Raw genomic sequence first — 24,965 nt, 5'->3', positions numbered from 1 at the left:
AACGGAGTACAAGGTGTCCGACGCACGTGCCCCCCGCGATGTCCAGGCCGACAACGCGTTCATCACCATGCTCAACCTGACCGACACCGTGGCGCCCTGGGCCATCCGCGCGGCGGCGACGCTCCGGCTGGCCGATCTGGTCACGCCCGACGGCGCGTCCGCCGACTCGATCCTGAAGGGGCTGGAGGTCGCCGGGGAGAGCGTCGATCCGGAGGCGGTGCGCCGGCTGCTGCGGTACCTGGCGCACCTGGGCGTCTTCGACCACGACGAGCGCTCCGAGGTGTACCGGCCGACGAGGCTGTCGGCGCTGATGTCCGAGGACAACCCGGTCAGCATGCGCGACTGGTGGGACATGGGCGGCGCGATGACCCGGCTCGACCAGACACCCGTGCACATGATCGACGCGGTGCGGACCGGCGGGCCGGTGTACGAGCGGATCTTCGGCCAGGACGTCTGGGCGGACCTCGCGGAGCACCCGCATCTGGCGGCGTCGTTCGAGAAGGCGATGGCCCACAAGACCCGCATCTCGCTGGACAGCGTCATCGCGGCCATCGACTGGTCGGCCCGCGGCGACGTCGTGGACGTGGGCGGCGGCCACGGGCTGTTGCTGGAGGCCGTCCTGCGCGCATCCCCGGACGCCCGCGGCATCGTGTTCGACACTCCGGCCGGGGTCGCGACCGCACGGGCGCACCTGGCCGGATCGCCGGTCGCCGACCGCGCCGGCTTCGTCGAAGGTGACTTCTTCGCCGCCTGGCCCACCGGCGCGGACACCTACGTCCTGATGAACGTCCTGCACAACTGGTCCGACGACCAGGCCGTGGCGGTGCTGCGGCGCGGCGCCGAGGCGCTCGGGTCCACCGGCCGGCTGCTGGTTGTCGAGACGATCGTCGGCGGCGGCGGTGACCAGCGGAGCCTGGCCCGGCTGGACATCATGATGCTGCTGTTCTGCGGCGGCAAGGAACGCAGCCGCCCGCAGTACGACGAGCTCGCGGCACGAGCCGGGCTGACCGTGGCCGAGTCGTACCCGACCTCCTTCGGCCTGGAGATCCTGGAGCTGCGCCCCGCCGGGAGCCGGTGATGGACGAGCGCCCCGTTCACCCGTTCCCGTTCGGGCCCACCACCGCGCTGGAGCTGGACGGCAAGTACCGCAAGCTGCAGGAGTCCGAGCGGGTGGCCCGGGTCCGCATGCCGTTCGGCGGGGACGCGTGGCTGGTCACCGGGTACGAGGACACCAAGTTCGTGCTCTCGGACCCCCGGTTCAGCCGTGCCGTCACGCTGACGATGGACCTGCCCCGGCTGCAGCCGCAGATCGTCCAGAGCCCCGACATGATCATGAGCATGGATCCGCCCGACCACACGCGGGTCCGCCAGGTCGCCGCCCGGGCGTTCACGCCCCGCCGGGTGGAGAGACTCCGGCCGTGGATCGCCGACCGGATCGACGGCCTGCTCGGCCAGATGGCCGCGAAGGGGCCGCCGGCCGATCTGATGAGGGACCTCGCGCTGCCCCTTCCCATCTCGGTGATCTGCGAGATCCTGGGCGTTCCGTTCGCGGACCGGGAGAAGTTCCGGGTGTGGTCGGACATCGTCATGTCGGTCACGGCGTTCACCCCCGAGGAGATCTTCGCCGCGTTCCAGAGCCTCACCGCGTACCTGCAGTGGCTGGTCAGGCAGCGCCGGGTCGCGCCGGCCGACGACCTGTTCAGCGTGATGGTCCGGGCCCGCGACACCGAGGCGGTGATGAGCGAGCAGGAGCTGGTGACGTTCGGCGTCACCCTGCTCGTGGTCGGCCACGAGACCACCGTCAACGAGCTCGCCGACATGATGTTCGTCATGCTCCGCGACGGCCTCTACACGGAGCTGGCCGAGGGCCGCGGCGCGCCGCTGCCGCGGGTGGTCGAGGAGCTGCTGCGCTTCATCCCGCTGGAGAGCCCGGGAGGGTTCGCCCGCGTCGCCACCGAGGACGTCACCATCGGCGACACCCTCATCGCCAAGGGGGAGGCCGTCTACACCCAGCTCTCGGCGGCCAACCGCGACCCGCGGGTCTTCTCCGACCCCGACGAGATCGACGCCGAGGCGGCCAGGGAGCAGCACCTGACCTTCGGTTTCGGGCCGCACCGGTGCATGGGCGCGGCACTGGCCAAGGTGGAGATCGAGCTGGCCGTCGAGGCCCTGCTGCGCAGGTTCCCCGGTCTGCGGCTCGCCGTCGACCCGCAGCAGATCACCTGGAAGGCTGACCGGCTGGTACGAGGGCCTGAGGCGCTGCCGGTGACGTGGTGAGCCGGCCGGCGACAGGGCGGCCGGGGGGTGATCCAGCCGCCCACCGGCGCCGGGCGGATCGGCATGCCGCGTTGACAGGTAGGATAGCCCCTACTGATAATGTACTGGAGTCGACGGATATCGGGCCGCCGACGACAGTGCGATCAGGGGCTGCGAACCATGCCGCGGAGCGGGAAGACGACGACGCCGGACGGTGTCCCCACCCTGCTCGACGACGTGTTCCCGGCGCTGGCCAACCCGGTCCGGCGCCGCATCCTCCAGCTCCTGCTGCAGGGCCCGCAGTCGGTCAACAGCCTCGCCGCGCACTTCGACATGGCCCGTCCCAGCGTGTCGGAGCACCTCAAGGTGCTGCGGGACTCCGGCCTGGTGACGGAGCGCAGGGTCGGCCGGGAACGCCACTACTCACTGTGTCAGGCGCCCATGCAGGAGATCTCCGACTGGCTGCACCCGTACGAGGCCTACTGGAGAGATCGGCTGAGGCTCCTCCGCGACACCGTGGTGGAGGAGGAAGGCGACCATCAGGGCGGGTAGGGCCGCCCCTCACGGGCGACGTCCTGCCCGGCGACCTTGTCCGCGAGGACCGCTGCCAGTCGGCTGAACAGCCACGAGCGCCAGCCGCCGCCCATGATCCGGCGCGCCCGCTGCTGCAGCTCGTTGTCCGGGTCGAAGCCCTCGTGGTCGAAGAACAGGCGGGTGCCGTGGCCCTCGGCCACCAGCCGCCAGGTCGCCGTGCACCGCGCCCCGCTGGGACCGTGGTCGTCCCAGCTGATCCGCAGCATCCGCTCCGGCTCGACGGCCAGCACCTGGCAGTGGATGACGCCGCCGAACTTCGTCGTCGGAACGGCCTGCGCCACGATCGTGAACCGGTGGCCGACGATCGGCCGGAAATCCTCCGGCCCGAGCCATTTCATCACCAGCCGGGGCTCCGCGAACGCCCGCCACACGCGATCGGGGGGATACGGCAGGAACTCATCCAGTCTGATCGCCTGGGGGTCGTCCGTCATATCCGTCAGCTCTCGATCAGGGACTGAATGACCACAGCGAGTCTATCGCCACAGCCAAGACGGCGCACTGACGAAGGGGACACCCATGAAGATCGGAATCGGGTTGCCGGGTGACGAGCCGGACCTGTTGCTGGACTGGGCGCGGCAGGTGGAGGCGGGGCCGTTCAGCACGCTCGGACTGCTCGACCGCTTCATCTGGCGCAACCCGGAGCCGCTGGTGATGCTGGCCGCCGTCGCCGCCACCACACGACGGGTCCGCATCCAGACCGAGGTGCTGATCGGCCCGCTGCGCGACACCGCCCTGCTGGCCAAGCAGGTGGCCACGCTCGACCGGCTGGCCCACGGCCGGTTCACGCTGGGCATGGGCGTCGGCAGCCGGACCGACGACTTCGCCGCGGCCGGGATGCCGCTCAAGGGGCGTGGACGCCGGCTCGACGACCAGCTGATCGCGCTGCGGCAGCTGTGGGCGGGGGAGCGTACCCCGTGCGGACTCGGGCCGGTCGGGCCCGCGCCGGTGAGTCCGGGGGGCCCGGAGATCCTGTTCGGGGCGTTCGCGCCGGCGGCGCTGGCCCGGGTGGCCCGGTTCGGACACGGACTGCTGTGCGCCGCGCCTCCGCCGTGGGCCGGCGACCTTTTCCGCGCCGTCGACAAGGAATGGTCGCAGGCGGGCCGGGCCGACCGCCCGCGCAACGTCGGCCAGCTCAACGTCGCCTTCGGCTCGGACGAGACGGTCGCCACGGCCAAGGCGGCGATCAGCGAGTGCTACGCCATCGTCGGCGCCTCCCACTGGATGGTGGAGGGCATGCTCACCACCGAGGACCAGATCCGTACGGCGCTGCGAGGCTTCGAGGAGCTCGGGGCGGACGAGGTCATCCTCTACTGCTGGTCGCCCGAGGTCGGCCAGGTGGCCCGGCTCGCCGAGCTCGTCGACCGATACACCGCCGACAACCCCGGCCATCATCAGCACACGAACTCATGACGAATTCGGCCGCCGAAATCCCGCTTATCCATCGTCATATCGCCGAGTTGGCGACATTCCACTTCAACCCCGCCTTCGCTGTGGTTACCATCTCATCGACCCCGGGATCTCCCACTTCCACGAGATCGGGCGATGATGGCGACGCAGGAAGAGATCGACGCCGCCCGGCGTCATATCGAGCGATTACGCGACGAGCATGCGAACGACGTGATCGCGCTCGTCCGGCTGGTCGATGACGGCGCGCTGAAAGGCGAGGCCGGGGACAGGCTGGCCGCCGATCTGCGCGCGTGGGACCGGGGCTTCAAGGACCTGTTCACCCGGGCCCTGTCGGTGCTGGACTCCGTGCGGCCGTCCGAGGGGGCGGCCCCCCGGTGAGCCCCATGGTCGGCATCAACCCCGCGCTGATGACGCAACTGATCAACGGCATGGCCTCTGGCACGAAAATGGATATGGGCCGGCGTTTCGCGTCATGCACGGTGCGTGAGAGAGGTGCGTCCGACAGCAGTCTGGGCCTCCTGATCGAAGTCTTCGACCCGTCGCCGGATGACGCGGAAGACCTGGAGAACACCAAGCTGTCCACTCGGGGGAGTGATCTGCCCGAGGCATTGGGGCCAGGCTTCGCAGCGCGGCGCAAGAACGCCAAGGACAAGACCATCGCTTTCGTCTACGGATGGACGCCCGACCACCAGCGTCTTCTCACCGTCAACATCATCGAGCACGCCCCCGGCCGGGACTCGCTGGCCGACGCGACCGAGTTCTTCCGCCAGCTCAAACCTCTCCTCCTCGACAAGCCCGCGCCATCGTGATCTGAGTCACATCCCCGCCCTCGGCGTCACACCACAAGCCCTGGTTTCTCTCTCATATGCGCCAACGAACTCCTGCCCACGAGAGAGAACCCCATGATCCTCATAACCGGTGCGACCGGCACCATCGGACGTCTCATCACCGAGCGGCTCTCCGCCGAAGGCGTCCCCGTGCGCGCCGTCAGCCGCTCACCCGAGCACGCCGGCCTTCCGGCCGAGGTGGAGATCGTCCGGGGCGACCCGGCCCGGCCGGACACGATGACCGCCCACTTCGACGGCGTCGAGGCCGTCTTCCTGCACCCGCGCACCTTCGGCGACACCGCCGACCGGCTGCTCGCCCTGGCCGCCGAGCGGGGCGTGAGCAAGGTGGTGGCCCTCTCCGCCATGAACATCGACGACCCGTTCGACCTGCAGCCGTCCCGCTGGCGGGGCGATCGCAACAAGGAGGCCGAGGAGGCGGCCGTCGCCAGCGGCCTGGCCTGGACCAGCCTCCGGGCCGGCAGCTTCGCCGGCAACACCGCGCAGGCGTGGGGCGCCCAGATCCGCGCGGGCGACGTCGTCCGCTACGTGTACGCCACGTTCCGGGAGTCCCCGATCGACGAGCGGGACCTGGCCGAGGTCGCGGTTCGCGCGCTGCTCACCGACGAGCTCGTGGGCCGCAGGCTGGAGCTCACCGGGCCGCAGTCGCTGTCGCACGAGGAGATGGTCGGTGTGATCGCCTCCGCGCTCGGCAGGCCGCTGCGCTTCGAGGAGATCCCGGCGCAGGTCGCCGCCCGGCGCCTGGCCGGCAACGGGTTTCCCGAGCCATGGGCCGGCGCCCTGATGGCCAGGTATGCCCACTACCTGGGCCGGGACCAGAATCCCGTGACCGGGGACGTGGACAGGGCCCTCGGCCGTCCGGCCCGGACCTACGCCGACTGGGTGGCCCACCACCTCTCCGCCTTCCGGAACGGATGAATCGGCCCATGTCGACCGCCTACGTCGTCACGGCTCTGGTGACCGTCGCCGTCAACACGTTCTCCGGATTCGCGGCCATGACCCGGCTGGCGCCGATCATGCGTACCCTCGGCCCGGCACTCGACCGGGCCGGCGTGCCGCAGTCGTGGCTGTTCTGGCCGATCGGCGCGCTCAAGGCCCTGGGCGCGCTCGGGCTGGCGCTGGGACTGCTCGGCGTGCCGCTCATCGGCACGGCGGCCGCGGCCGGGCTCGTCCTGTACTTCGTCTGCGCGCTGTACACCCACCTGCGCGTCAGCGACTTCTCCCCGCAGTTCTACCTGGCGATCGGGTTCCTCGGCCTGGCGGTCGGCACCCTGGCCCTCGACCCCGCGCTCGTCCTGGACACGACACGCTGAGAGCCCTGGTCGAGCCCTACGCCCGGCGGGGCAGACCCAGCTCGCCCGCGCGCAGCCCGGCCTGGAAGCGGGAGTCGGCCTCCAGCTTGGCCATCAGCTCGGCGACGCGCCGCCGGTAGGTGCGCAGCGAGACGCCGAGCCGTCTGGCCGCCGCCTCGTCGGTGAGTCCCGAGCCGAGGGCTTCGAGGATGGTGCGGCCGTCGGCGTCGAGATGGGGGAGGTCGCCGCGCAGATAGGTGTCGAGGTCAAGGGAGTTGTCCCAGATCGCCGAGAACAGGGAGTAGACACCGTCGACCAGGATCTGCGACGTCGTCACGGTGTACTCGCGGCCGGCGGGGGTGTCCTTGCCGGCGAGGATCATCACCCGCCGGTCGATGATGATCGTCTCGTGCGGCAGCGGCGAGCTGCTGATCCGGACGACGGCCCCCTGGCTCTGCACCTGCCGCAGGTGCGCGCGGGCCTCCTCCTCGGCGAGCGCCACCGGGCTGAGCAGCTTGCGGGAGGTGAAGCCGGGGGAGTCCGGGGCCCGCATCCGGTGCCGGATCGCCGCCCTGGCCTCCGGTTGCGACCAGGTCCTGAGGTCCCGGGCGGCGCACAGGAACTCGGTGTACGCGGACTCGAAGAGATGGCCGGCACGCGCGAGCAACTCCGCGTCCCCTTGGACGGAGAACACCTGTTCATTGCGCATCCTGCCAGTCTGGCAGCAAGCTGCCACCAGCTCGCCGGGCGAGGTGGCGGCGGACACCATGAGCCTCATGACGACGAAGACTTTCTCCCTCGGCGGAGACCTGACGGTCAACCGGCTCGGCTTCGGCGCGATGCGCCTGGCCATGGGCACCTTCGACGGTCCGACGCGAGCCCCCGAGAACGGCGTCGCGGTGCTCCGGCGCGCCGTGGAGCTGGGCGTGAACCACATCGACACGGCCGGCTTCTACGGCCGGGAAGGGGTGTGGGCCAACGAGCTGATCCGTACGGCGTTGACCCCCTACCGTGACGACCTGGTGATCGCGACGAAGGTCGGGCCGCTGCTCGCGCCGGACGGTGTGCCGAGCGGGCAGGCGACCCCTGATCAGCTGCGCGGCCTGGTCGAGGCGGATCTGCGCTCCCTCGGGCTGGACCGGCTCGACCTGGTCTACCTGCGGGTGGGCGGGATCACCGGGCCGGGTGGCGAGTCGATCGCCGAACGGTTCGCGGTGCTGGCCGAGCTGCGGGCGGAAGGGCTGATCCGGCACCTGGGCGTCAGCAACGTCGACGCCGCCCAGCTCGCCGAGGCCCGGGCGATCGCGCCCGTCGCGGCGGTGCAGAACGCCTACAGCGACGACATGGGGCTGCTGGCGGAATGCGAGGAGGCGGGTATCGCGTACGTGCCGTTCTTCCTGCTCGGCGGTGGCCGCGACCCTCTCGACGTCGAACGGCTCGGCAAGGTCGCGGCACGCCTGGGCGCCACCACCGCGCAGGTGCAGATCGCCCTGCTGCTGGCGACGTCACCGTCGGTGCTGGCGATCCCGGGCACCGGTGCTCTCGACCACCTGGCGGAGAACCTCGCGGCGAACGAGCTCAGTCTCAGCGAGGAGGACCTGTCCGACCTGCGCGGCTGACGGGCCGGGCCGCCAAGGACGCGTGCGCGGCTGACGGGCCGGGCCGCCAAGGACGCGTGCGCGGCTGACGGGCCGGACCGCCAAGGACGCCTGTGCGGCTGACGGGCCGGACCGCTAGGGACGCCTGCGCGCGAAGGCCGGCGCGTGCTCCGGCCGCGGGCCGAAGCCCACGAACCGCGCCGGTATCGCGCGAAGCCGGGGAACCAGGCGGCTGAGAAGCAGGAGCGTCCTGGGCGGCCCGGAGAACCTGCCCGCGAACAGCGGCTCGAAGACGACCCGCTGGAGCATCCGCTGGAACGCCTGGACGATCACGGTGGGCCGGTGCCTGCGCCGCTGCACGGCGGCCAGGTCGGCCGGCGTGACGGCGTGCCGCCGCAGGGGCTCGGCGAGGATGGCGGCGGCGGCCACCGCGTCCTGGACGGCGAGGTTGATGCCCACGCCGCCGGCGGGCGACATGGCGTGCGCGGCGTCGCCGATGAGCAGCAGCCCGTCGAGGTGCCAGCGTTCGAGCCGGTTCAGCTTCACGTCGAGCACGAACACCTCGTCCATGCTCCTGAGGTGGTCCACGTGGCCGGCGAAGTCCGGCCGCAGGCGGGCGACCCGCTCACGGAACCGCTCGATCCCCTCCGCCCGCAGCCGCGCGTCGGAGCCTTTGGCGGTGAAGTACGCCACCTGGTAGAAGTCCTCGCGAGTCAGGGAGATCAGCGCCTCGGAGCCCCGCGCGACCGGCACGATGCCGGCGGGCACGCCCGCGTCGCTCTCCCACTTGGGCAGGCGGAACCACCAGACGTCGAACGGCACCCGGAACTCCTCCGGCACCAGGCCCGCGGCCCGCCGGAGGGTGGAGTGCCTGCCGTCGCACCCCACCGTCAGCTCGGCGCGGATCTCCCCTTCCTCGCCGTCCGCCGTGCGGTACCTGACTCCGACGACCTTCTCGCCGTCTCTGACCAGCGCGGTCGCCTCGGTGTTCATGCGCAGCGAGAAGCCCGGCTCGTCGGCGGCCGCCTTGGCGAGGAAGGCGAGCAGGTCCCACTGGGGCACCATCGCGACGTAGTCGTACGGCGCGGGCAGCATCCCGAAGTCGGCGAAGGCGATCATGCTGCCGTCGGAGGCGGGGAACGACAGGTTGCCCAGGCGGCTCTGCGGCAGGGCGCGGAAGCCCTCGCCGAGGCCGAGCTCGTCCATGAGGCGGACGGTGGAGGGATGGACGGTGTCCCCCCGGAAGTCGCGCAGGAAGTCGCCGTGCTTCTCCAGCACGGTGACCTCGATCCCCGCCCTGGCCAGCAGCAGGCCCAGCATCATGCCCGCCGGTCCGCCGCCGCACACCAGGACGCCGGTGTTTCGCGTGATCATGGCTCTCCCTTCCAGGCTTTAATTCATCGTACGATGAAATGCCGGGAAAGAGTAGGGGGCCGATCACGCGGGCACGGCGCGTACCCTTCAATGTCAGCGGTCGCCGATCCGAGGGAGCACTGCTTGCCCAGCAACCCGGCCGAGTTACGCGCCAGAACGGCGACCGCGATCTACCCCGCGGGCGTGCTCGCGACGCCGCCCCGTACCCTCGTCGACGTCCTCGACGACACCACGCGCCGGCACCCGCACGCGCTCGCGATCGACGACGGCACCGTGCGCCTCGACTACCGCTCGCTGCGCGCCGAGGTGGACCGGCTCGTCGCCGAGCTGGGCGCGGCAGGGGTCGGCCACGGCGACCGGGTCGGCGTGCGCGTCGCGTCGGGAACAGCCGAGCTGTACCTGTCCATCCTCGCCGTGCTCGCCGCCGGCGCCGCGTACGTGCCCGTCGACGCCGACGACCCGGCGGAACGGGCCGCGCTGGTCTTCGCCGAGGCCGAGGTGGGCGCGGTCATCTCGGGCGAGCTGACGGTGAGCGGCAGCGCCGCGTCGGCCCCCGCGCCGCCCGCCCTCGACGACGACGCGTGGATCATCTTCACCTCCGGCTCGACCGGCCGGCCGAAGGGCGTCGCGGTGACGCACCGGTCGGCGGCCGCGTTCGTGGACGCCGAGGCCGGGCTCTTCCTGGGGGAGCGGCCGCTGGGCCCCGGCGACCGGGTGCTCGCCGGGTTGTCGGTGGCCTTCGACGCCTCCTGCGAGGAGATGTGGCTGGCGTGGCGGCACGGCGCCTGCCTGGTGCCCGCGCCCCGAGCCCTCGTACGCACCGGGATGGACCTCGGCCCCTGGCTGGCGGAGCAGCGGATCACCGCCGTCTCGACCGTGCCCACGCTGGCCGCTCTGTGGCCCGCCGAGCACCTCGACGGCATCCGGCTGCTCATCTTCGGCGGGGAGGCCTGCCCGCCCGAGCTGGCCGAGCGGCTCGCCGTACCGGGGCGTGAGGTGTGGAACACCTACGGGCCCACCGAGGCGACGGTGGTGGCCTCCGCGGCCCGGCTCACCGGCGACGGCCCGGTACGCATCGGCCTGCCGCTCGACGGGTGGGACCTGGCGGTGGTCGACGGCGCGGGCGAGCCGGTCGCGATGGGGGAGACCGGCGAGCTGGTGATCGGCGGCGTGGGCCTGGCCCGCTACCTGGACCCGGTCAAGGACGCCGAGAAGTACGCGCCGCTGCCGTCGCTGGGCTGGGGGCGCGCCTACCGCAGCGGCGACCTGGTACGGGCCGACCCCGAGGGCCTCGTCTTCGCCGGCCGCGCCGACGACCAGGTGAAGCTGGGCGGGCGCCGGATCGAGCTGGGCGAGGTGGACGCCGCGCTGCGGGCGCTGCCCGGGGTCGCGGGCGCGGCCGCGGCCGTCCGCACCGCCGGCGGCGGCCACCAGGTGCTGGTCGGCTACGTCGTCGCCGAGCCCGGTTTCGACCTCCGCCGGGCGCGGGAGCTGCTCGCCGACTCGCTGCCCGCGGCCCTGGTGCCGCGCCTGGCGCCGATCGACGCGCTCCCGGTCCGGACCTCGGGGAAGATCGACCGTGACGCGCTGCCCTGGCCGCTGGCCACGCCGCCCGTCCCGCCGGAGGGCGGGCTGAGCCCGGCCGAGGCGTCGCTGGCCGAGCGGTGGACCGCCGTCCTCGGCGTGGCGCCGAGCGGACGGGACGCCGACTTCTTCGCCGACGGCGGCACGAGCCTGGCGGCGGCCCGGCTGGTGTCGGTGCTGCGCGCCGACCATCCCGACGTGGCCGTGGGCGACGTGTACGCGCGGCCGACGCTCGGCGGGCTGGCGCGGTTGCTGGACGGCCGGGGCGAGGCGGAGCCGGGCCGGCGGCCCGTGACGCCGATGCCCCGACGGGCCGCGCTGGCGCAGTCGGCGCTCATGATCCCGCTGCTGGGCGTGGGCGCGATCCGCTGGATCGTGCTGCTCGCCGCGGTCGGCAACGTCCTGGCGCCCGCGTGGGCCCCCGCCCTGTCGTGGTGGTGGGTGACACTGGGCGCGCTGCTGTTCGTCACCCCTCCCGGGCGGATGGGACTGTCGGCGGCCGTGGCCCGGCTCCTGCTGCGCGGCGTGCGGCCGGGTAGTCATCCGCGCGGCGGCGCCGTACACCTGAGGTTGTGGTTCGCGGAGCGGTTCGCCGAGCGGCTCGGCGTTCCCGACCTGGCCGGCGCCCCCTACCTGACGTGGTACGCCCGGCTGCTGGGCGCGCAGGTGGGGGACGACGCCGACCTGCACTCGCCACCCCCCGTCACCGGGCTGCTCAAGCTGGGCAGGGGCGCGTCGGTCGAGCAGGAGGTCGATCTCTGCGGCCACTGGTACGACGGCGACCGGCTGCACATCGGCGAGATCAGGATCGGCGCCGGCGCGAGGGTCGGCTCCCGCTCGACGCTGCTGCCCGGCACGAGAATCGGGAAGAACGCCGAGATCGCCCCCGGATCGGCGGTCACCGGGAGCGTGCCGGCAGGGCGGCTCTGGGCCGGCGCCCCCGCGTTCAGGCAGGGCAAGTCGCGCAGGTCGCGGCCGGCGGAGCGGCCCGCCCGCTCCCGGTTCTGGGCCGCGCTGTACGGGCTGACCGCCGTCGTGCTCAGCCTGCTGCCAGTGGTCGCGGCCGGAGCCGGGCTCGCGGTGCTGGCCGGGTTCGCCGGCGACGCGCGCACGCTCGGCCAGGCCGTGGCAGCCGCCCTGCCGGGCGTGCCGCCGGCGACGATCGCCGGCATGGCCGCCTACGCGCTGGTCACGCTGGTCAGCGTGCGGCTGCTCGGCATGGGCCTGCGCGCGGGACGCCATCCCGTGCACAGCCGCCAGGCCTGGCAGGCGTGGGCGACGGGCCGGCTGATGGCCTCGGCGCGCGTCTGGCTGTTCCCCCTGTACGCCAGCGTCCTGACGCCCGCGTGGCTGCGGGCGCTCGGCATGAAGGTGGGCCGCGGCGCCGAGCTGTCCACGGTCCTGGCGCTGCCCTCGATGACGTCCGTCGGCGACGGCGCCTTCCTGGCCGACGACACGATGGTCGCCCCGTACGAGCTGGACGGCGGCTGGATGCGCATCGCCTCGGCCCGCATCGGCAAGCGCGCCTTCCTCGGCAACTCGGGGATGACCGCGCCCGGCCGCAAGGTGCCCAAGGACGGCCTGGTCGGGGTGCTGTCGGCGACGCCGAAGAAGGCCAGGTCCGGCTCGTCGTACGTGGGCATGCCGCCCATGGAGCTGCGCCGTACCGCCGAGGAGGGCGACCGGAGCCGCACCTATGACCCGCCCGCCCGGTACAAGGCGGCCAGGGCGCTGGTCGAGGCGTTCCGGGTGGTGCCCGCGATGTGCGCGGTCGCGCTCGCGGTCCTGGTCGCGGCCGCCTTCGAGTGGCTGGCGGCCGGCTACGGCTTCGCCGCGGCGCTCGCGCTGGGCGGCGTGGTGCTGGCGCTCGCGGGCGTGGCCGCCGCGACGGTGGCGACGGCCGCGAAGTGGGCGCTGGTCGGCCGGATCAGAGCGGGCAGCCGGCCGCTGTGGAGCTCGTTCGTGTGGCGCAACGAGCTCGCGGACAACTTCGTGGAGGTGCTGGCGGCGCCCTGGTTCGCGCGGCCGTGGCTGGGGACGGCGCCGTTGAACGCGTGGTTGCGTTCGCTCGGGGCGCGCATCGGGCATGGGGTCACCTGTGACACGTACTGGCTGCCGGAGGCGGATCTGGTGACGCTCGGGGACGGCGCCTGCGTCAACCGGGGCTGCGTCCTGCAGACCCACCTGTTCCACGACCGGGTCATGAGCATGGACACGGTGACCCTGGAGGCCGGCGCGACGCTGGGCCCGCACGGTGTGGTGCTACCCGCCGCGCGGGTGGGGGCCGACACCACGGTCGGGCCCGCGTCGCTGGTCATGCGCGGTGAGGCGGTGCCCGCTCGTACGCGCTGGTTCGGCAATCCCATCTCGGCGTGGCGATGACGTCGTACTTCCCCGCGCACGGCGACCATCGGTACGGGGTGTCGCACTACGACCTGACGCTGAAGTACCGGGTGGTGGGCAACCGGCTCGACGGCACGGCCCGGCTGACCGTGTCGGCCGCCGAGCCCCTCGGCGTGCTCGACCTGGACCTCGGCCGGTTCCGGGTCTCGGGCGTCACCGTGGACGGGGTCCAGGCCCGCCACCAGCACGGCCGGGGCAAGCTGCGGGTCACCCTGCCCAGGCCGCTGCCCGCTGGAGGCGGCGCGGTCGTCGAGGTCCGCTACTCGGGCAACCCCGTGCCGGTGCCGAGTCCCTGGGGCGGCGTGGGATGGGAGGAGCTGACCGACGGCGCGCTGGTGGCCGGCCAGCCGATCGGCGCGCCCTCCTGGTTCCCGTGCAACGACCGGCCCGACGACAAGGCGTCGTACCGGATGACCGTGACGACCGCGTCGCCGTACCTGGTCGTCGCGAACGGCGTGCTCACCGGCCGGCGCCGCGGGGCCGGGACCACGACCTGGATCTACGACCAGCCGGAGCCCATGGCCGGCTACCTGGCCAGCGTGCAGATCGGGCGGTACGAGCTCGCCGAGGTCGCGGGCACCCGGCTGGCCCACCCGGCGCGCCTGGGCGCCCGCGTCCGGCACGACTTCGGCCGGCAGGGCGAGATGATGGCGGTGTTCGCCGACCGGTTCGGCCCCTACCCGTTCAGCGGCTACGTCGCCGTCGTGGCCGATGACGACCTGGACATCCCGGTCGAGGCGCAGGGCATGTCGATCTTCGGCCGGAACCACGTGGACGGCCGGCGCGGGTTCGAGCGGCTGGTCGCGCACGAGCTGGCGCACCAGTGGTTCGGCAACAGCCTCACGGTGTCCTGCTGGAGCGACATCTGGCTGCAGGAGGGCTTCGCCACGTACGCCGAGTGGCTCTGGTCCGAGGCGTCCGGCGGCCCGCCCGCCGCCGAGCACGCCCGGCGCTGGCATCAGCGGCTGGCCGGGCTGCCGCAGGACTTCGTGCTGGCCGATCCCGGCGTGGATCTGCTGTTCGACGACCGGGTGTACAAGCGGGGCGCGCTGACCGTGCACGCGCTGCGGCGGACGCTGGGCGACGGGGACTTCTTCGCCGTCCTGCGCGCCTGGACCGCGGCGCGCCGGTACGGCAACGTCAGCACGCGGGACTTCGCCGAGCACGTCCAGCGGCACACCACGCGGCCGGTGGGTCCGCTGCTGTCCGCCTGGCTGCACGACAAGCCCCTCCCACCGGCCGCCTGAGGTCACGGCGCCGCCGTCACCAGGTGACGGGCAGCTCGTGCATCCCGTAGACGGTGGCCTCGTCCTTGAACGAGAGCTGCTCGGCGGGGACGGCCAGCCGCAGGCCGGGGACCCGCCGGAACAGGGTGTTGAAGACGATCTCCAGCTCCACGCGGGCCAGGTTCTGGCCCAGGCACTGGTGCGGGCCGTAGCCGAAGGCCAGGTGGCTGCGGGCGTCGCGCTCGATGTCGAAGGCGTCCGGGTCGGCGAACACCTCCGGATCGCGGTTGCCGGCGTTGGCGAGCGTGAGCACGCCTTCCCCCGCCGGGATGACCGTGCCGCCGAGCTCCACGTCCTCGACCGCGATCCGCATGATCGCGAACTCCGCGATGGTGAAGTGCCGCAGGAGCTCCTCCACCGCGCCCGGCGTCTTGGCCGGGTCCTCGCGCAGCGCGGCGAGCGCGTCGGGATGCCGCAGCAGCATGTACGTGCCCAGCGAGATCATGTTCGCCGTGGTCTCGTGCCCGGCGATCAGCAGCAGGAACGCCAGGCTGAGCAGCGCTCCATGGTCCACCTGGCCGCTCTCGCGCTGCTTGACCACCTGGCGGCTGAGCAGGTCGTCGGTGGGGTTCTCCTCCTTGACCCTGATCAGCTTGTCCAGGTAGACGGCCAGTTCGAGGGCCGCGTGCTGCCGCTCCTGCGCCGTGATGGTGCGGTCGAGCAGCTGCGCGGAGTGCGTCTGGAAGAACTCGTGCTCCTCGTACGGCACGCCGAGCAGCTCACAGATCACCAGCGAGGGCACCGGCAGGGCCAGCGCCTGCACCAGGTCGGCCGGGCGCGGGCCGGCCAGCATGGCGTCGAGGTGCTCGTCCACGATCTGCTGGATGCGCGGGCGCAGCGCCGCCATGCGCCTGACCGTGAACTCCCCGACCACCGCGCGCCGCGCCGGGCCGTGCTCGGGCGGGTCCATCTCCAGCATCATCTTGGGCAGCGGCGACTGGCCGGCCTCCGTCTCGCCGTTCAGCCTGGGGGCGTTGGGATGGCGGCGGTCGGCGCTGAAGCGCGGGTCGCTCAGGACCGTGCGGATGTCCTGGTAGCGAGTGGCGATCCAGGCGCTCGAACCACCGGGCAGCTCGACCTTGGCGACCGACTCCTCGCGCAGGAATCGAAGGTGCTGCTCCGGCGGAGCGTAAGGGCAGGTGCGGGTGATCTGGAGCGTCTCAGCGGAGTCAGTGGTCACGGGTGTCCCCCATCAGACATGCCAATCCAACTTCCCTACAAGTGCAGGCTAACCTACAGATGTAGGCGTCAGTACACTGAGGCGTGGCCCTCACCAGAGACAGAGACCGGGACAGAGGCGGTGACCTGGGCGACCCGCGGGTGCGCCGCACGCAGGCGGCCCTGCGGCACGCGCTGATCGACCTCGTCCAGGACCGCGAGCTGTCCCGGATCAGCGTGGCCGACGTCGCCGAACGCGCCGGGGTGAGCCGCTCCACGTTCTACGACCACTTCCGTGACGTGCACGAGCTGGCCGACGCGGCCTGCACCGCCATGATCGACGACCTGATCGAGGCCATCCCCAACCCCGGGGCCGGCGACGTCCCGGACACGACGACCGGCACCCTGCTGACCTTCTTCGCCCACCTCGCCGAGCACGCCCGTCTCTACCGCGGGGTGCTGGGGCCCGAGGGGAGCGCGCGCGTCGTCGACCACGTGCGCCGCCGCGCCACCGTCGCCGCGCACGTCGGCGCCCACCGGACCGCCACCGGCGACGACGCCCCCGCGGACTACCCGGCTCAGACCCCGCACGACGTGCCCGCCGCGTTCACCGCGGGAGCGCTCATCGGCGTCGCCACGGACTGGCTTCAGCGTGGATGCCCGAGCCCACCCGACGAGATGGCCGCCCTGACCCGGCCGCTGCTGATGGCCCTGTACCGGGGAGACGGCTCTACGGATTGAGGACGACCTTTCCGGCGACGGTGCCGGACTCGGCCAGCCGCACGGCTTCGCTGACGCGGGCGAGCGGGAGCTGGGCGGCGATCTGGGCGGTGACGTCGCCGCGCTGGAGGGCGGCGAAGACCTGGGTGAGGTCGGCGCGCAGCCGGGCCCGGAACCGGTTCCTGGCCAGCGCCCGGCCGGCCCAGACGTTGAAGAAGTAGGCGCGTCGGCGGTTGGGCAGGGCGTTCCACAGCCACACCCGGCCGAGCAGCTTGAACACGGGCCACTGCTTGGACCCCTCGTCGTCGCGGGTGGAGGCGCTGCCGTACGAGACGAGCGTGCCGCCGGGCGCGAGGAGGCGCCAGGAGTCGACGACACCGCGGCCGCCGACGTGGTCGAAGACGGCGTCCACCCCGCCGGGGGCGAGCTCGCGGACGCGCTTGGCGACGTCCTCGGTGCGGTAGTCGACGGGGAGCACGCCGCGCTGCCGCAGGGCGTCGTGGTGGCGCGCGGACGCCGTGCCGATCACCTTCACGCCCGCGGCCCGCGCCAGCTGGACCAGGACCGAGCCGACGCCGCCGTTGGCACCGTGGACCAGAACGGTCTGACCCGCGCGGACCCGTGCCTTGCGGTGCAGCATCTGCCAGGCGGTGATGCCGTTGACCACCACGGTCTCCGCCTCCGCCGCGCCGACCCCCTCGGGCACCTCCACCACGTCGGCCGCGTCGACGATCACATGGCTGGCCCAGCCGCCGACCTTGACCAGCGCGGCCACCCGGGTGCCGGCCAGGCCCGGGTCGACACCCGCACCGGTCGCCAGCACCGTGCCGACCAGGTCGTAGCCGGGCACGAACGGGAACGGCGGCTGGTCGTAGTAGCGGCCGCGGCGCATCTGCTGCTCGGCGAAGGAGACCCCGGTCGCCTCCATCCGGATCAGGACCTGGCCCGGTCCGGCGGAGGGGACGGCTCCGTGCCTGATCCGCAGCCCTTCCGGCTCCACCTTGCCCGGCAGGACGACCTCGACGAGTCCTTCGGTGCTCATGACGACCTCCACTGCGTTGCGCGTTACGTGCTCTCTCGTTCGTTATAGGTTCTAACGCACGCAGATGGGCGATGTCAACGGGCAGCGTGATACCTTCTAACCAATCCTTGAGGATGTAACCAATCGGGTAAGGAAGGCGGCGACGGCAGGTCATGGCGCAGACAGGCACGAAGGCCCCGCGTGAGCGCTACCGCACTCAGGTGCGGGCGGAGATCAAGGAGCGCGCGTGGGAGCAGATCGCCACGGCGGGGGCGTCCGCGCTGTCCCTCAACGCGATCGCCAAGCACATGGGCATGAGCGGGCCCGCGCTCTACCGGTACTTCGCCGGTCGCGACGAGCTGATCACCGAGCTCATCAGGGACGCGTACCGGAGCCTCGCCGACACCTTCCGCGCGGCCTCCGAAACCGGCCCGGACGCCGCCGCGCTGGCCCGCGCGCTGCGCGCGTGGGCGCTCGACGACCCTCAGCGGTACTTCCTCATCTACGGCACACCCGTCCCCGGCTACCACGCGCCCGACGACATCACCGCGATCGCGTCCGAGATCATGGCGACGCTGCTCGACGCCTGCGCCGCGCTGCCCTCCGACGGCCCCGCGACGCCGTTCGACGCCCACCTCGACGAGCACCGCCAGTGGGCGGAGGGCCACCCCGCCTCGCCGGCGGCCCTCCACCGGGCCCTGCGTTTCTGGACCCGGCTGCACGGCGTCCTGTCGCTGGAGCTCGCCGGCCACTTCACCGGGATGGGATTCGACCCCGCGCTGCTCTTCCAGGCCGAACTGGACGACCTGGCGGCGCGCTGACCACGATCACCGGGTTCCGATGATCTGCGGCCACAGTCTGCGCACCGTCTCGGCGCGCTGCTCGATGAGCCGCATGCGCAGGGTCCACTCGGCCGGCGCGTAGTGGCCGGTGGCCGCCGTCTCCTGCCCCGGCCACTTCCGGTAGAGCAGGCCCACCTCGCTGTGGAAGTAGCCGTAGCTGACGACGCTGGCCGGTACGAGCAGGCCGGTGTCGTCCGACCCCGGAACCCCCATCCAGCCACCGAGGGCGACGGCTAACTCCCGCCGGATGCAGATGGTGGTGGGGTGCACCGGAAGCCGGTAGTCGTGAGTGCGCCAGTGTTCGAGCACGAATCCCGGTTCTATCCGTCCCGGCGCCGGGTCGGTGTCGAACCCGACCGTCGAGCCGTCGGGCATCAGGTCGAGAGCCGGGGAGGTGGTCCACTGGACGAGGGGGTCCGACGACAGGACGTCGATGTCGCGGGCGAGCGCGCCGGGGGTGAGCACGTCGTCCTGGTCGAGATTCCGCACCAGCTCACCACCGGCGCGGGCGAGGGCGATGTTCCGCGTCAGCGCGACCCCGCCTCGGCGCCCTGTGGCGAACTTCACCATGGGATCGCCGGGCAGAATGTCCCTGACCGCTCCGGTGTCACCGTCCTCCTGGATGACCCACTCGACCTCCCAGTCCGCGGGCAGTTTCTGCGAGCGGACGGATTCGTAGGCCTCCAGGAGTTGTTCGCGCACGGGCTGGTGGCTCGGCGTGACGATGGAGAGCAAGGGCACCTGGTCGGCCCACCTTTCGAGCTTCGTCTGTGCGTGATCTCTGTCGGGTCCCCTGGAAGAACCACTTCCGAGCACTGATCCATTTCCACCCGTAAGTGCCAGTTGGCGGCTTGTCCCGCGGCCGGATACGGTGCTGCACCGGCACGGCGAGCGCTACCTGCTCCGTGCCACGCAGATCGTCCTGGAGTAGTCGCTGGTGCGTGGAACGCTGTTGATCCTGGCCCTTGTCCTGAGCCTGTGCGGCTGTGGGGTGATCCCCGGGCCGGCCGCCCGGCCCGCCGGCCACCCCACGCCGGCCCCGGTCGCGTCACCGCCGTCCGGCGCCACGCCCTCCGCGAGCGCCGCTCCCACTCCCTCCGCCACTCCCTCCGCGGCCAAGGCGGCGCTGACCATCCCGCAGGCCGGGCAGGCCGTGCGGCAGTGGGTGGCCAAGTACGACGCGATGCTGGAGACGCGGAAGTGGTGGCGGCAGAACGCCCTGCTGGAAGCGCTGTTCGTCGAGGGGGCGCTGCACCAGGGCGTGCTCGAACGCAACCATGAGAGCTTCGGGTGGAAGCCGGGGCACAAGCCGATCCACCTGATCGGCGCCCCGACGGTCTACCTGCCCAGACCGGAGCGGCAGCCGCCGATCGGTGAGTGGTTCATCGCGCAGGCCACCTACAAGGACACCAAGGGTCATGCCCGCCCGCACGTGCTCGCGTTCTTCCGCGCCCCAGGTCAGCCCTTCAAGCTGGCCGTCGCGACCCCGATCCACTGGGGCCGGCGGATGCCCGCGCCGCTGCTCGACGCCGACGGTTACATCACCGACATGGACGACGCCGTGGCGCGCGCCGTGGCCAAGGAGTACCAGAACTTCTGGAACAACGAGAAGAAGGAGGGCGCCTCCGGTTACCGCCTGGCCAAGGACAGCTTCAGCCGCAAGGCGTTCCCCGCGGTCAACAAGGGGATGTACGTCGCCTTCGCGGGCCACGGCTCCGTCTTCGGCTTCCGTACCGCGGACGGCGGTTCTTTCTTCCTGTTCGCCATGGTCAACGACCCGAAGAGCGTCAACCAGGTGCTGAGCGAAGCGTTGATGGTGCCCAAGGGTAGTAGGACCATCCAGGAGCTGGGCGCCGACTGGTTCTCGTAGCGGCGCCGTCAAGCGGCACGCTCAGCACTCCGGTTGTCACAGGTGACGGGACTCAGCCCGTGTAGTCGGTGGCATGGGTCGCGGTGCCGGTCGGCCAGAGATACCTGCCGTTGTCGGCTGTCGAATAGCTGGTGTTGTCGTCTCCCGCACGGGCCTGGATGAGGTTGCGGCGCCAGGTGGAGCCGCGCGCCGAGCCGCCCCAGATGTTGCCGTACAGGAAGCCGTACAACTGCTCGAGCTCTGCCGAGAAGACGTTGTCGGTGACGGTGATGTTGGTGGCGTTGTTCACGACGCCTATGGAGACCGCATAGCCCCAGCCGGAGACGTAGTTGTTCGTGAACGAGATGTGGTCGTACACGCCACTTCCCTGCAGGGCCAGGGCGTTGGTGTTCCCCACGGAGGCCAGGGTGTTGTGGTCGACGATCATGGGGCCGCCGTCGCCCTCGCTCTGCGGGCCGATGCCGTCGTGGTGGTAGACGTCATGCGAGGTGTCGGCCATGTCGTGGATGTAATTGTTCGTCCAGGTCGACGGGCGGCCCGGGAAGCCCGTCACCATGATCATGCCCGCGTTGCCCCAGATGTCATTGTGGTCCATGACGGCCACGGCTTCCTTCATCGTCGTGGCCAGCTGCCAGGACTTGTCGAAGGGCGTTCCGGGCTTGGTGGGGGAGGACGAGACGGTCCCGTCGTTGCCGGGAGGCATCGCGTAGGAGCTCGGCTTGAACGTCGAGTAGAGGAACTTGATGTTGTTGTCCGAGTAGATCTGGACGAGATTGTCGTTGGGGTTGGTGCCCTCGAACAGGCAACCGACGAAGGTGAGATTGTCGCCGTAGATCAGTACCTTCAGGCTCAGGAACCGCTTGTACGAGATGACGCTGTTGTCGGGGAACCTGAGCGTCAACGGTTTGTCGGCGCTCATGCCCGACGTGTAGTCGGTGAGCTTCCCCGGGTACGCGCCCAGGCCCAGCCCGCCGGCGTTGGCCGGCGTGTTGGCGTAGCCGGTGTTCGAGAAGTCCGGCCAGTAGCCGGAGCCGTCGTTGGGCCGGGCGTCGATGGCCCTGACGACCTCTTCCGACCCGCGGGTACGGAATTCGGCGCCGGTGACGACGCTCGTGGACAGGGCGGCGGCGAGGACCGCGAGGGCGACGGCGGCGGAGAAGGAACTGCGGGCGAGCGCACGGACGAGCGGTAAGCGGGGCCGGTCGTCCATTCCCTGACGAGGAAAAGTCTTGATGTCGTCCTCCTGGAGGGTCGATACCCGCTCATGCCGTCCAGCGGCAGAGGCGGTGCTTCGGCACGAGGCAGTGGGCTCATTCCACCGTGACGTCGCTGGTCACGGCTTCGTCGGCGATCATCGTTCTTGCTTCCAGCAGCAGGAAGGCCCCTGGTGGAGAGGCCGTCGACCAAGATCGACGATCTCCGCCAGGGGCTGTGTGCTGTTTTACCGTGCCGCACCGCCGTTGTCATCCCCGTCCGTAAGTTGACTGGCGGGAGATCATCGGGCGCTGCCCCTCTGGCGCATGGCGTCCCTGGGGCAGTCGCCGTAGCCACCCCAACTGCCGGAGGCCCGGATGCCGGACGCGCTCTCGTCGGCCCCGCTGCTCACCGCTCCTCCGAAGGAGACGCACTTGCCGTTGGTTCGTGCTTTCACCGGGCCCGCGTAGAACTTGAAGGCTCCCTGATCGGTGTATCTCGCGGGACCGAAGATGGTGTTGGTCTCCACGACGAGGGTCGCCCTGGTCATGGTGGGGGTGCCGACGAAATCCGATTTGACGGTGACGGCGCAGTGCTCTCCGGTGCGGGCGTTGTGGAGCAGGTACGCGTAGCCCCGGACGGTGTTCGTGTGGTCGGTCACCGGTCGGGTGCCTGAGCTCACCCTGGCGAAGCCACCGCCGCACACCTGCTCGGGCGTGTACCCGTTGGTCGCGGCGCCGGCGGGTGCGGGCAACGCGGCGATGGCGGCGGCGATCAGGGCCGCCGAGGCGAGTCGCGGGAAGAGGTTACCGTTCACGAAATCCTCCAGATCCAGTGGCGCGTTCTTCGCCGGGTTGACGGCCGGTGGCCTGACGGAGCCCGGGGCGACGAGGCGGCCCGGGTGGTGATCACCGGCTTTCTCGAAGGCTGACGGCGCCGGCGGTTGTCCGGAAGCAGCGGCGCGAAAGAGCCGAGGAAGTCCGGACAAGGGGTTGTCCGCGGACAATGGGTTCTGTTGACTTGATCATCGGGCGAAAGGGGCGCAGGAGGAGGCCGCTGCGATGAACCGCAAGGTGGGCAGGCCCCAGGGCGGCCCTCGTGGCCGCACGCCGCAGGCCAACGAGCTGGCGGAGTTCCTGCTGACGCTCACGGCCGGGCTGACCGTCCGCGAGCTCGCCGCCCGCTACCACGTCGGGAAGACGCTCTGGGGCGAGTACCGCTCGGGCCAGAAGATCATCCCGTTGGACCTGCTGATGCGGCTGGTGCGGGACCACGCGCCGGACGGGCACACCGGTGACCTTCGCGCGGAGAGCGCCGCCCGGCTGCACGCCGCGGCCCTCGAAGGAGCACACCAGGCACCGGCGCCAGTGGCTCCGCCGCCTGCACCTGCGCCTGCACCCGGACCTGCGCCTACGTTCGCTGAGCCGGCAGCCGCGCGGGAAGGGCCCGCCGCGAACCCCGACGAGGCGCCCGCGCGGAGACCCCGTCCACGCGCCCTGATTCTCGCCGGTGGTGCCGCCGCGATCGCGGTCCTCACCGTGCTCGCCCTGCTGCTCCGGCCGGGCCCCGCGGGCGGGGGCGACGTGTTCGCCGTGGGGCCGGGTGGCCATGGCGTCTTCCGATGGGACGGCTCGGACGCGAGCGGATGGACCAGGATCGGCGACGGCGCGAAGCGCCTCCACTCCGGACCCGCCGGTCTGTTCGCGATCGGACTGGACGACCGCCTCTACAAGTACGGGGGCCGTCCCGGCCTGTGGTCACGCATCAGTGAGCCGGTCAGTGACTTCGCGGTCAGTGGCGCACACGTCTACCGGATGCCCGCCGACCGTCACTCCGTCGACGTGTGGAACGGGCAGGGCATGTCGTGGACCGAGATCGGCGGCCCGGCGGTGCGGTTGTACGGCGGTGCGTTGGGGCTGTTCGCGACGAGCCCGGAGGACGGCTGGATCTTCCGGTACTCCGGCCGCCCCGCGGACTGGAAGCCCGTCGGCTCGGCCGGAGCCTCGTTCGCGCTCACCGACAGCGATCTGTACGGCCTCACCCCGGACCGCTCCGTGGTCAACCGCTGGCTCGCCGACGACCAGCCGCACCCATGGCCGCCCTGGATCTACGCGGCAGGTCCGGCGGCGGAGCTGTACGGGGGCCCCGCCGGGCTCTTCGCCACGGACCCGTCGCATGAGCGGCTGCGCGTCCTGGCGGGGCCGGCGACCCGTGTCACCGGCCAGACCTGGCAGGACATCGGCGCGGCGGGCGCGGAGGTGGCGGTCGGCCGGGAGGCGGTGTACGTCCTGACCGGAGATCGCTCCCAGATCCTCCGCTGGTCCCGCGACTCCGGCGCCTGGCAGCGTATCGGCGGCCCCGCCCAGACGCTGACAGCGGGATGATGCCGCTCCGCGATCATCGCTACGCTGCGGCAATGTCACTCACTCATCGATCATCCGGCGCGACGGCGCTCGCGGTGGTCGCCGCGCTCGCCACAAGCACCCCCGCGACCGCCCAGGCGCACGAAGCGCCCACGGCCGCGGCGGATCGCGTCTTACGGGTCTACAGCGACAACATCGAGAACCTGGTGAGGAACAACGCCGACGGCTCTTGCACCCGGATCTCCGGCCCGGACCACCTCACGTCGATGCTGGTCGACGACCACGGTGCGACGGGCACCTCCGGCGTACGGGCTCCCGATCTCCTCATCGTGCAGCAGGTGCGTGGCACCGGACAGGCCACGGCCTACGCCGACCAGCTCTCGGCCAAGTTCGGCTACCCGGCCGGCACGTACAAGGCGCACGTGGCCTGGGACGACCCCGAGGAGTGGGGCGGCTCCCACAACTGCAGTGATCAGGCGCTCGGCGACCTGAAGAAGAGGCAGACCAACGGGATCATCTACAACACCAGGACGCTGAGCCTGGCCGCGGGCGACATCTCGAAATACTGGAGCGCGGGCTGGCTGAAGCCTGGAACACCGTACGACGGCGGGGCCGGGTGCACGCTGTACAAGCCGCCGGACAACGACGACGGCGCCACCAACGCATACAAGTGGAAGCGCACGAGCGCCATCGCGGCGAGGTTCACGATCAGGGAAACGGGGACCACGGTTTTCGCCGCCACCATGCACCTGCCGGAACAGAACGGAGCGAATGCCTGCGCGGGTCCGGGCGACCCGGGCATCGCCAAGTCCGGCATCCGGGTCGGCGCGGACGCCACGAGCCTGATGAACGCGTCGACGATCCGCGTGATCGGAATCGACGCGAATCGCGCGAACATCGCCTCCACCACACTCGGAGGCTTCGGCATGACCGGCTACGGGGCGAAAGCGACCATGGGTTCCAGAAAGATCGACTACCTGTTCGTCAAGGGCGCCGTGCAGCCGTCGAGCATCGATCACACGGTGAGCAGCACGAAGTCGAACCATCTGGCGCTGTACGGATTCATCACGTTCTGACTCCACAGGGGTCGCCCTCGGGCCAGGCGCGCATCTCCGCCTCGGTGCGCGCCTGGTGTGACCGGATACGGCCGGGTGGCCC

24 protein-coding genes are annotated in these 24,965 nt (G+C 71.5%); 16 read left to right on the top strand and 8 right to left on the bottom strand.

Features of this window, described 5'->3' with window-relative positions:
- Positions 1-13 precede the first annotated feature (13 nt).
- From ACIBG4_RS29005 to ACIBG4_RS28995, 3 genes are all read left to right on the top strand, one after another.
- On the top strand, positions 14-1,078 hold the full coding sequence (locus tag ACIBG4_RS29005) for a methyltransferase (RefSeq protein WP_397204517.1): 1,065 nt from the start codon (positions 14-16) through the stop codon (positions 1,076-1,078).
- Positions 1,078-2,277, top strand: a complete 1,200-nt coding sequence (locus ACIBG4_RS29000; RefSeq protein ID WP_397204516.1) for a cytochrome P450 — start codon at positions 1,078-1,080, stop codon at positions 2,275-2,277. Before ACIBG4_RS29005 ends, ACIBG4_RS29000 begins: the two co-directional genes overlap by 1 nt.
- Positions 2,278-2,436: 159 nt before the next feature.
- A complete protein-coding gene (locus ACIBG4_RS28995; RefSeq protein ID WP_310713601.1) occupies positions 2,437-2,808 on the top strand; it encodes a metalloregulator ArsR/SmtB family transcription factor in 372 nt (123 codons plus the stop codon).
- Here the strand turns inward: ACIBG4_RS28995 and ACIBG4_RS28990 are convergent.
- Positions 2,796-3,281 (bottom strand): SRPBCC domain-containing protein, encoded by a 486-nt coding sequence (locus tag ACIBG4_RS28990; protein ID WP_310713603.1) that lies wholly within the window; start codon positions 3,279-3,281, stop codon positions 2,796-2,798. The two genes, ACIBG4_RS28995 and ACIBG4_RS28990, sit on opposite strands and share 13 nt — an antisense overlap.
- A gap of 85 nt (positions 3,282-3,366) precedes the next feature.
- On the opposite strand from ACIBG4_RS28990, the gene ACIBG4_RS28985 reads away from it, so the two are divergent.
- From ACIBG4_RS28985 to ACIBG4_RS28965, 5 genes are all read left to right on the top strand, one after another.
- A complete protein-coding gene (locus ACIBG4_RS28985) occupies positions 3,367-4,260 on the top strand; it encodes an LLM class flavin-dependent oxidoreductase (RefSeq protein ID WP_397204515.1) in 894 nt (297 codons plus the stop codon).
- Between the two features lie 132 nt (positions 4,261-4,392).
- Positions 4,393-4,635: a hypothetical protein gene (locus ACIBG4_RS28980; RefSeq protein WP_397204514.1), complete on the top strand. Its 243-nt coding sequence runs from the start codon at positions 4,393-4,395 to the stop codon at positions 4,633-4,635.
- 5 nt (positions 4,636-4,640) lie between these two features.
- Positions 4,641-5,066, top strand: coding sequence for a hypothetical protein (locus ACIBG4_RS28975; RefSeq protein ID WP_397204513.1), 426 nt, complete (start codon positions 4,641-4,643; stop codon positions 5,064-5,066).
- 93 nt (positions 5,067-5,159) lie between these two features.
- The gene (locus ACIBG4_RS28970) at positions 5,160-6,020 is read left to right on the top strand and encodes an NAD(P)H-binding protein (RefSeq protein WP_397204512.1); all 861 of its coding nucleotides are present in this window, start codon (positions 5,160-5,162) and stop codon (positions 6,018-6,020) included.
- Between the two features lie 8 nt (positions 6,021-6,028).
- Positions 6,029-6,415, top strand: a complete 387-nt coding sequence (locus tag ACIBG4_RS28965; protein ID WP_397204511.1) for a DoxX family protein — start codon at positions 6,029-6,031, stop codon at positions 6,413-6,415.
- 16 nt (positions 6,416-6,431) lie between these two features.
- On the opposite strand, the gene ACIBG4_RS28960 is transcribed toward ACIBG4_RS28965, so the two are convergent.
- Complete coding sequence (locus tag ACIBG4_RS28960; protein ID WP_397204510.1) at positions 6,432-7,103, bottom strand: DNA-binding response regulator; 672 nt, start codon at positions 7,101-7,103, stop codon at positions 6,432-6,434.
- A gap of 67 nt (positions 7,104-7,170) precedes the next feature.
- On the opposite strand from ACIBG4_RS28960, the gene ACIBG4_RS28955 reads away from it, so the two are divergent.
- Positions 7,171-8,013 (top strand): oxidoreductase, encoded by an 843-nt coding sequence (locus tag ACIBG4_RS28955; RefSeq protein WP_397204509.1) that lies wholly within the window; start codon positions 7,171-7,173, stop codon positions 8,011-8,013.
- Positions 8,014-8,127: 114 nt separating this feature from the next.
- On the opposite strand, the gene ACIBG4_RS28950 is transcribed toward ACIBG4_RS28955, so the two are convergent.
- Positions 8,128-9,366 (bottom strand): FAD-dependent oxidoreductase, encoded by a 1,239-nt coding sequence (locus ACIBG4_RS28950; RefSeq protein WP_397204508.1) that lies wholly within the window; start codon positions 9,364-9,366, stop codon positions 8,128-8,130.
- 123 nt (positions 9,367-9,489) lie between these two features.
- Between ACIBG4_RS28950 and ACIBG4_RS28945 the strand changes: the two genes are divergently transcribed.
- A complete protein-coding gene (locus tag ACIBG4_RS28945; protein WP_397204507.1) occupies positions 9,490-13,332 on the top strand; it encodes a Pls/PosA family non-ribosomal peptide synthetase in 3,843 nt (1,280 codons plus the stop codon).
- A complete protein-coding gene (locus tag ACIBG4_RS28940; protein WP_397204630.1) occupies positions 13,329-14,600 on the top strand; it encodes a M1 family metallopeptidase in 1,272 nt (423 codons plus the stop codon). Before ACIBG4_RS28945 ends, ACIBG4_RS28940 begins: the two co-directional genes overlap by 4 nt.
- Before the next feature lie 16 nt (positions 14,601-14,616).
- Here the strand turns inward: ACIBG4_RS28940 and ACIBG4_RS28935 are convergent, their stop codons facing one another.
- Complete coding sequence (locus ACIBG4_RS28935) at positions 14,617-15,819, bottom strand: cytochrome P450 (protein ID WP_397204506.1); 1,203 nt, start codon at positions 15,817-15,819, stop codon at positions 14,617-14,619.
- A gap of 83 nt (positions 15,820-15,902) precedes the next feature.
- On the opposite strand from ACIBG4_RS28935, the gene ACIBG4_RS28930 reads away from it, so the two are divergent.
- The gene (locus tag ACIBG4_RS28930; protein WP_397204505.1) at positions 15,903-16,538 is read left to right on the top strand and encodes a TetR/AcrR family transcriptional regulator; all 636 of its coding nucleotides are present in this window, start codon (positions 15,903-15,905) and stop codon (positions 16,536-16,538) included.
- On the opposite strand, the gene ACIBG4_RS28925 is transcribed toward ACIBG4_RS28930, so the two are convergent.
- Entirely contained in the window at positions 16,528-17,559 is a 1,032-nt protein-coding gene (locus ACIBG4_RS28925) for a medium chain dehydrogenase/reductase family protein (RefSeq protein WP_397204504.1), read from the bottom strand. The two genes, ACIBG4_RS28930 and ACIBG4_RS28925, sit on opposite strands and share 11 nt — an antisense overlap.
- A 152-nt stretch (positions 17,560-17,711) precedes the next feature.
- Between ACIBG4_RS28925 and ACIBG4_RS28920 the strand changes: the two genes are divergently transcribed.
- Positions 17,712-18,359, top strand: a complete 648-nt coding sequence (locus ACIBG4_RS28920) for a TetR/AcrR family transcriptional regulator (RefSeq protein WP_397204503.1) — start codon at positions 17,712-17,714, stop codon at positions 18,357-18,359.
- A 6-nt stretch (positions 18,360-18,365) separates the two neighbouring features.
- Here the strand turns inward: ACIBG4_RS28920 and ACIBG4_RS28915 are convergent, their stop codons facing one another.
- Positions 18,366-19,121: a glycosyltransferase gene (locus ACIBG4_RS28915; protein WP_397204502.1), complete on the bottom strand. Its 756-nt coding sequence runs from the start codon at positions 19,119-19,121 to the stop codon at positions 18,366-18,368.
- A 196-nt stretch (positions 19,122-19,317) separates the two neighbouring features.
- Between ACIBG4_RS28915 and ACIBG4_RS28910 the strand changes: the two genes are divergently transcribed.
- Positions 19,318-20,250, top strand: coding sequence for a hypothetical protein (locus ACIBG4_RS28910; RefSeq protein ID WP_397204501.1), 933 nt, complete (start codon positions 19,318-19,320; stop codon positions 20,248-20,250).
- A 52-nt stretch (positions 20,251-20,302) separates the two neighbouring features.
- Here the strand turns inward: ACIBG4_RS28910 and ACIBG4_RS28905 are convergent, their stop codons facing one another.
- Together ACIBG4_RS28905 and ACIBG4_RS28900 are read right to left on the bottom strand one after the other, a co-directional pair.
- Positions 20,303-21,460 carry a hypothetical protein gene (locus tag ACIBG4_RS28905; RefSeq protein WP_397204500.1) on the bottom strand — a complete coding sequence of 386 codons (1,158 nt, stop codon included), beginning with the start codon at positions 21,458-21,460 and terminating at the stop codon, positions 20,303-20,305.
- Positions 21,461-21,745: 285 nt separating this feature from the next.
- Complete coding sequence (locus tag ACIBG4_RS28900) at positions 21,746-22,261, bottom strand: hypothetical protein (RefSeq protein ID WP_397204499.1); 516 nt, start codon at positions 22,259-22,261, stop codon at positions 21,746-21,748.
- Between the two features lie 244 nt (positions 22,262-22,505).
- Between ACIBG4_RS28900 and ACIBG4_RS28895 the strand changes: the two genes are divergently transcribed.
- Positions 22,506-23,828: a hypothetical protein gene (locus tag ACIBG4_RS28895; protein WP_397204498.1), complete on the top strand. Its 1,323-nt coding sequence runs from the start codon at positions 22,506-22,508 to the stop codon at positions 23,826-23,828.
- Between the two features lie 74 nt (positions 23,829-23,902).
- Entirely contained in the window at positions 23,903-24,883 is a 981-nt protein-coding gene (locus ACIBG4_RS28890) for a hypothetical protein (RefSeq protein WP_397204497.1), read from the top strand.
- Positions 24,884-24,965: the final 82 nt, after the last annotated feature.

This window comes from Nonomuraea sp. NPDC050383 (genome assembly GCF_044459125.1).
Taxonomy (GTDB): Bacteria; Actinomycetota; Actinomycetes; order Streptosporangiales; family Streptosporangiaceae; genus Nonomuraea.
This window is presented reverse-complemented; position numbering and strand designations above follow the sequence as displayed.

Excerpts from the sequence above, each read along its gene's own strand:
- ACIBG4_RS29000 (WP_397204516.1), top strand. The coding sequence starts at position 1,078 with ATGGACGAGCGCCCCGTTCACCCGTTCCCGTTCGGGCCCACCACCGCG.
- ACIBG4_RS28995 (WP_310713601.1), top strand. The coding sequence starts at position 2,437 with ATGCCGCGGAGCGGGAAGACGACGACGCCGGACGGTGTCCCCACCCTG.
- ACIBG4_RS28990 (WP_310713603.1), bottom strand. The coding sequence starts at position 3,281 with ATGACGGACGACCCCCAGGCGATCAGACTGGATGAGTTCCTGCCGTAT.
- ACIBG4_RS28985 (WP_397204515.1), top strand. The coding sequence starts at position 3,367 with ATGAAGATCGGAATCGGGTTGCCGGGTGACGAGCCGGACCTGTTGCTG.
- ACIBG4_RS28980 (WP_397204514.1), top strand. The coding sequence starts at position 4,393 with ATGATGGCGACGCAGGAAGAGATCGACGCCGCCCGGCGTCATATCGAG.
- ACIBG4_RS28975 (WP_397204513.1), top strand. The coding sequence starts at position 4,641 with ATGGTCGGCATCAACCCCGCGCTGATGACGCAACTGATCAACGGCATG.
- ACIBG4_RS28970 (WP_397204512.1), top strand. The coding sequence starts at position 5,160 with ATGATCCTCATAACCGGTGCGACCGGCACCATCGGACGTCTCATCACC.
- ACIBG4_RS28965 (WP_397204511.1), top strand. The coding sequence starts at position 6,029 with ATGTCGACCGCCTACGTCGTCACGGCTCTGGTGACCGTCGCCGTCAAC.
- ACIBG4_RS28960 (WP_397204510.1), bottom strand. The coding sequence starts at position 7,103 with ATGCGCAATGAACAGGTGTTCTCCGTCCAAGGGGACGCGGAGTTGCTC.
- ACIBG4_RS28955 (WP_397204509.1), top strand. The coding sequence starts at position 7,171 with ATGACGACGAAGACTTTCTCCCTCGGCGGAGACCTGACGGTCAACCGG.
- ACIBG4_RS28950 (WP_397204508.1), bottom strand. The coding sequence starts at position 9,366 with ATGATCACGCGAAACACCGGCGTCCTGGTGTGCGGCGGCGGACCGGCG.
- ACIBG4_RS28940 (WP_397204630.1), top strand. The coding sequence starts at position 13,329 with ATGACGTCGTACTTCCCCGCGCACGGCGACCATCGGTACGGGGTGTCG.
- ACIBG4_RS28925 (WP_397204504.1), bottom strand. The coding sequence starts at position 17,559 with ATGAGCACCGAAGGACTCGTCGAGGTCGTCCTGCCGGGCAAGGTGGAG.
- ACIBG4_RS28920 (WP_397204503.1), top strand. The coding sequence starts at position 17,712 with ATGGCGCAGACAGGCACGAAGGCCCCGCGTGAGCGCTACCGCACTCAG.
- ACIBG4_RS28905 (WP_397204500.1), bottom strand. The coding sequence starts at position 21,460 with ATGGACGACCGGCCCCGCTTACCGCTCGTCCGTGCGCTCGCCCGCAGT.
- ACIBG4_RS28895 (WP_397204498.1), top strand. The coding sequence starts at position 22,506 with ATGAACCGCAAGGTGGGCAGGCCCCAGGGCGGCCCTCGTGGCCGCACG.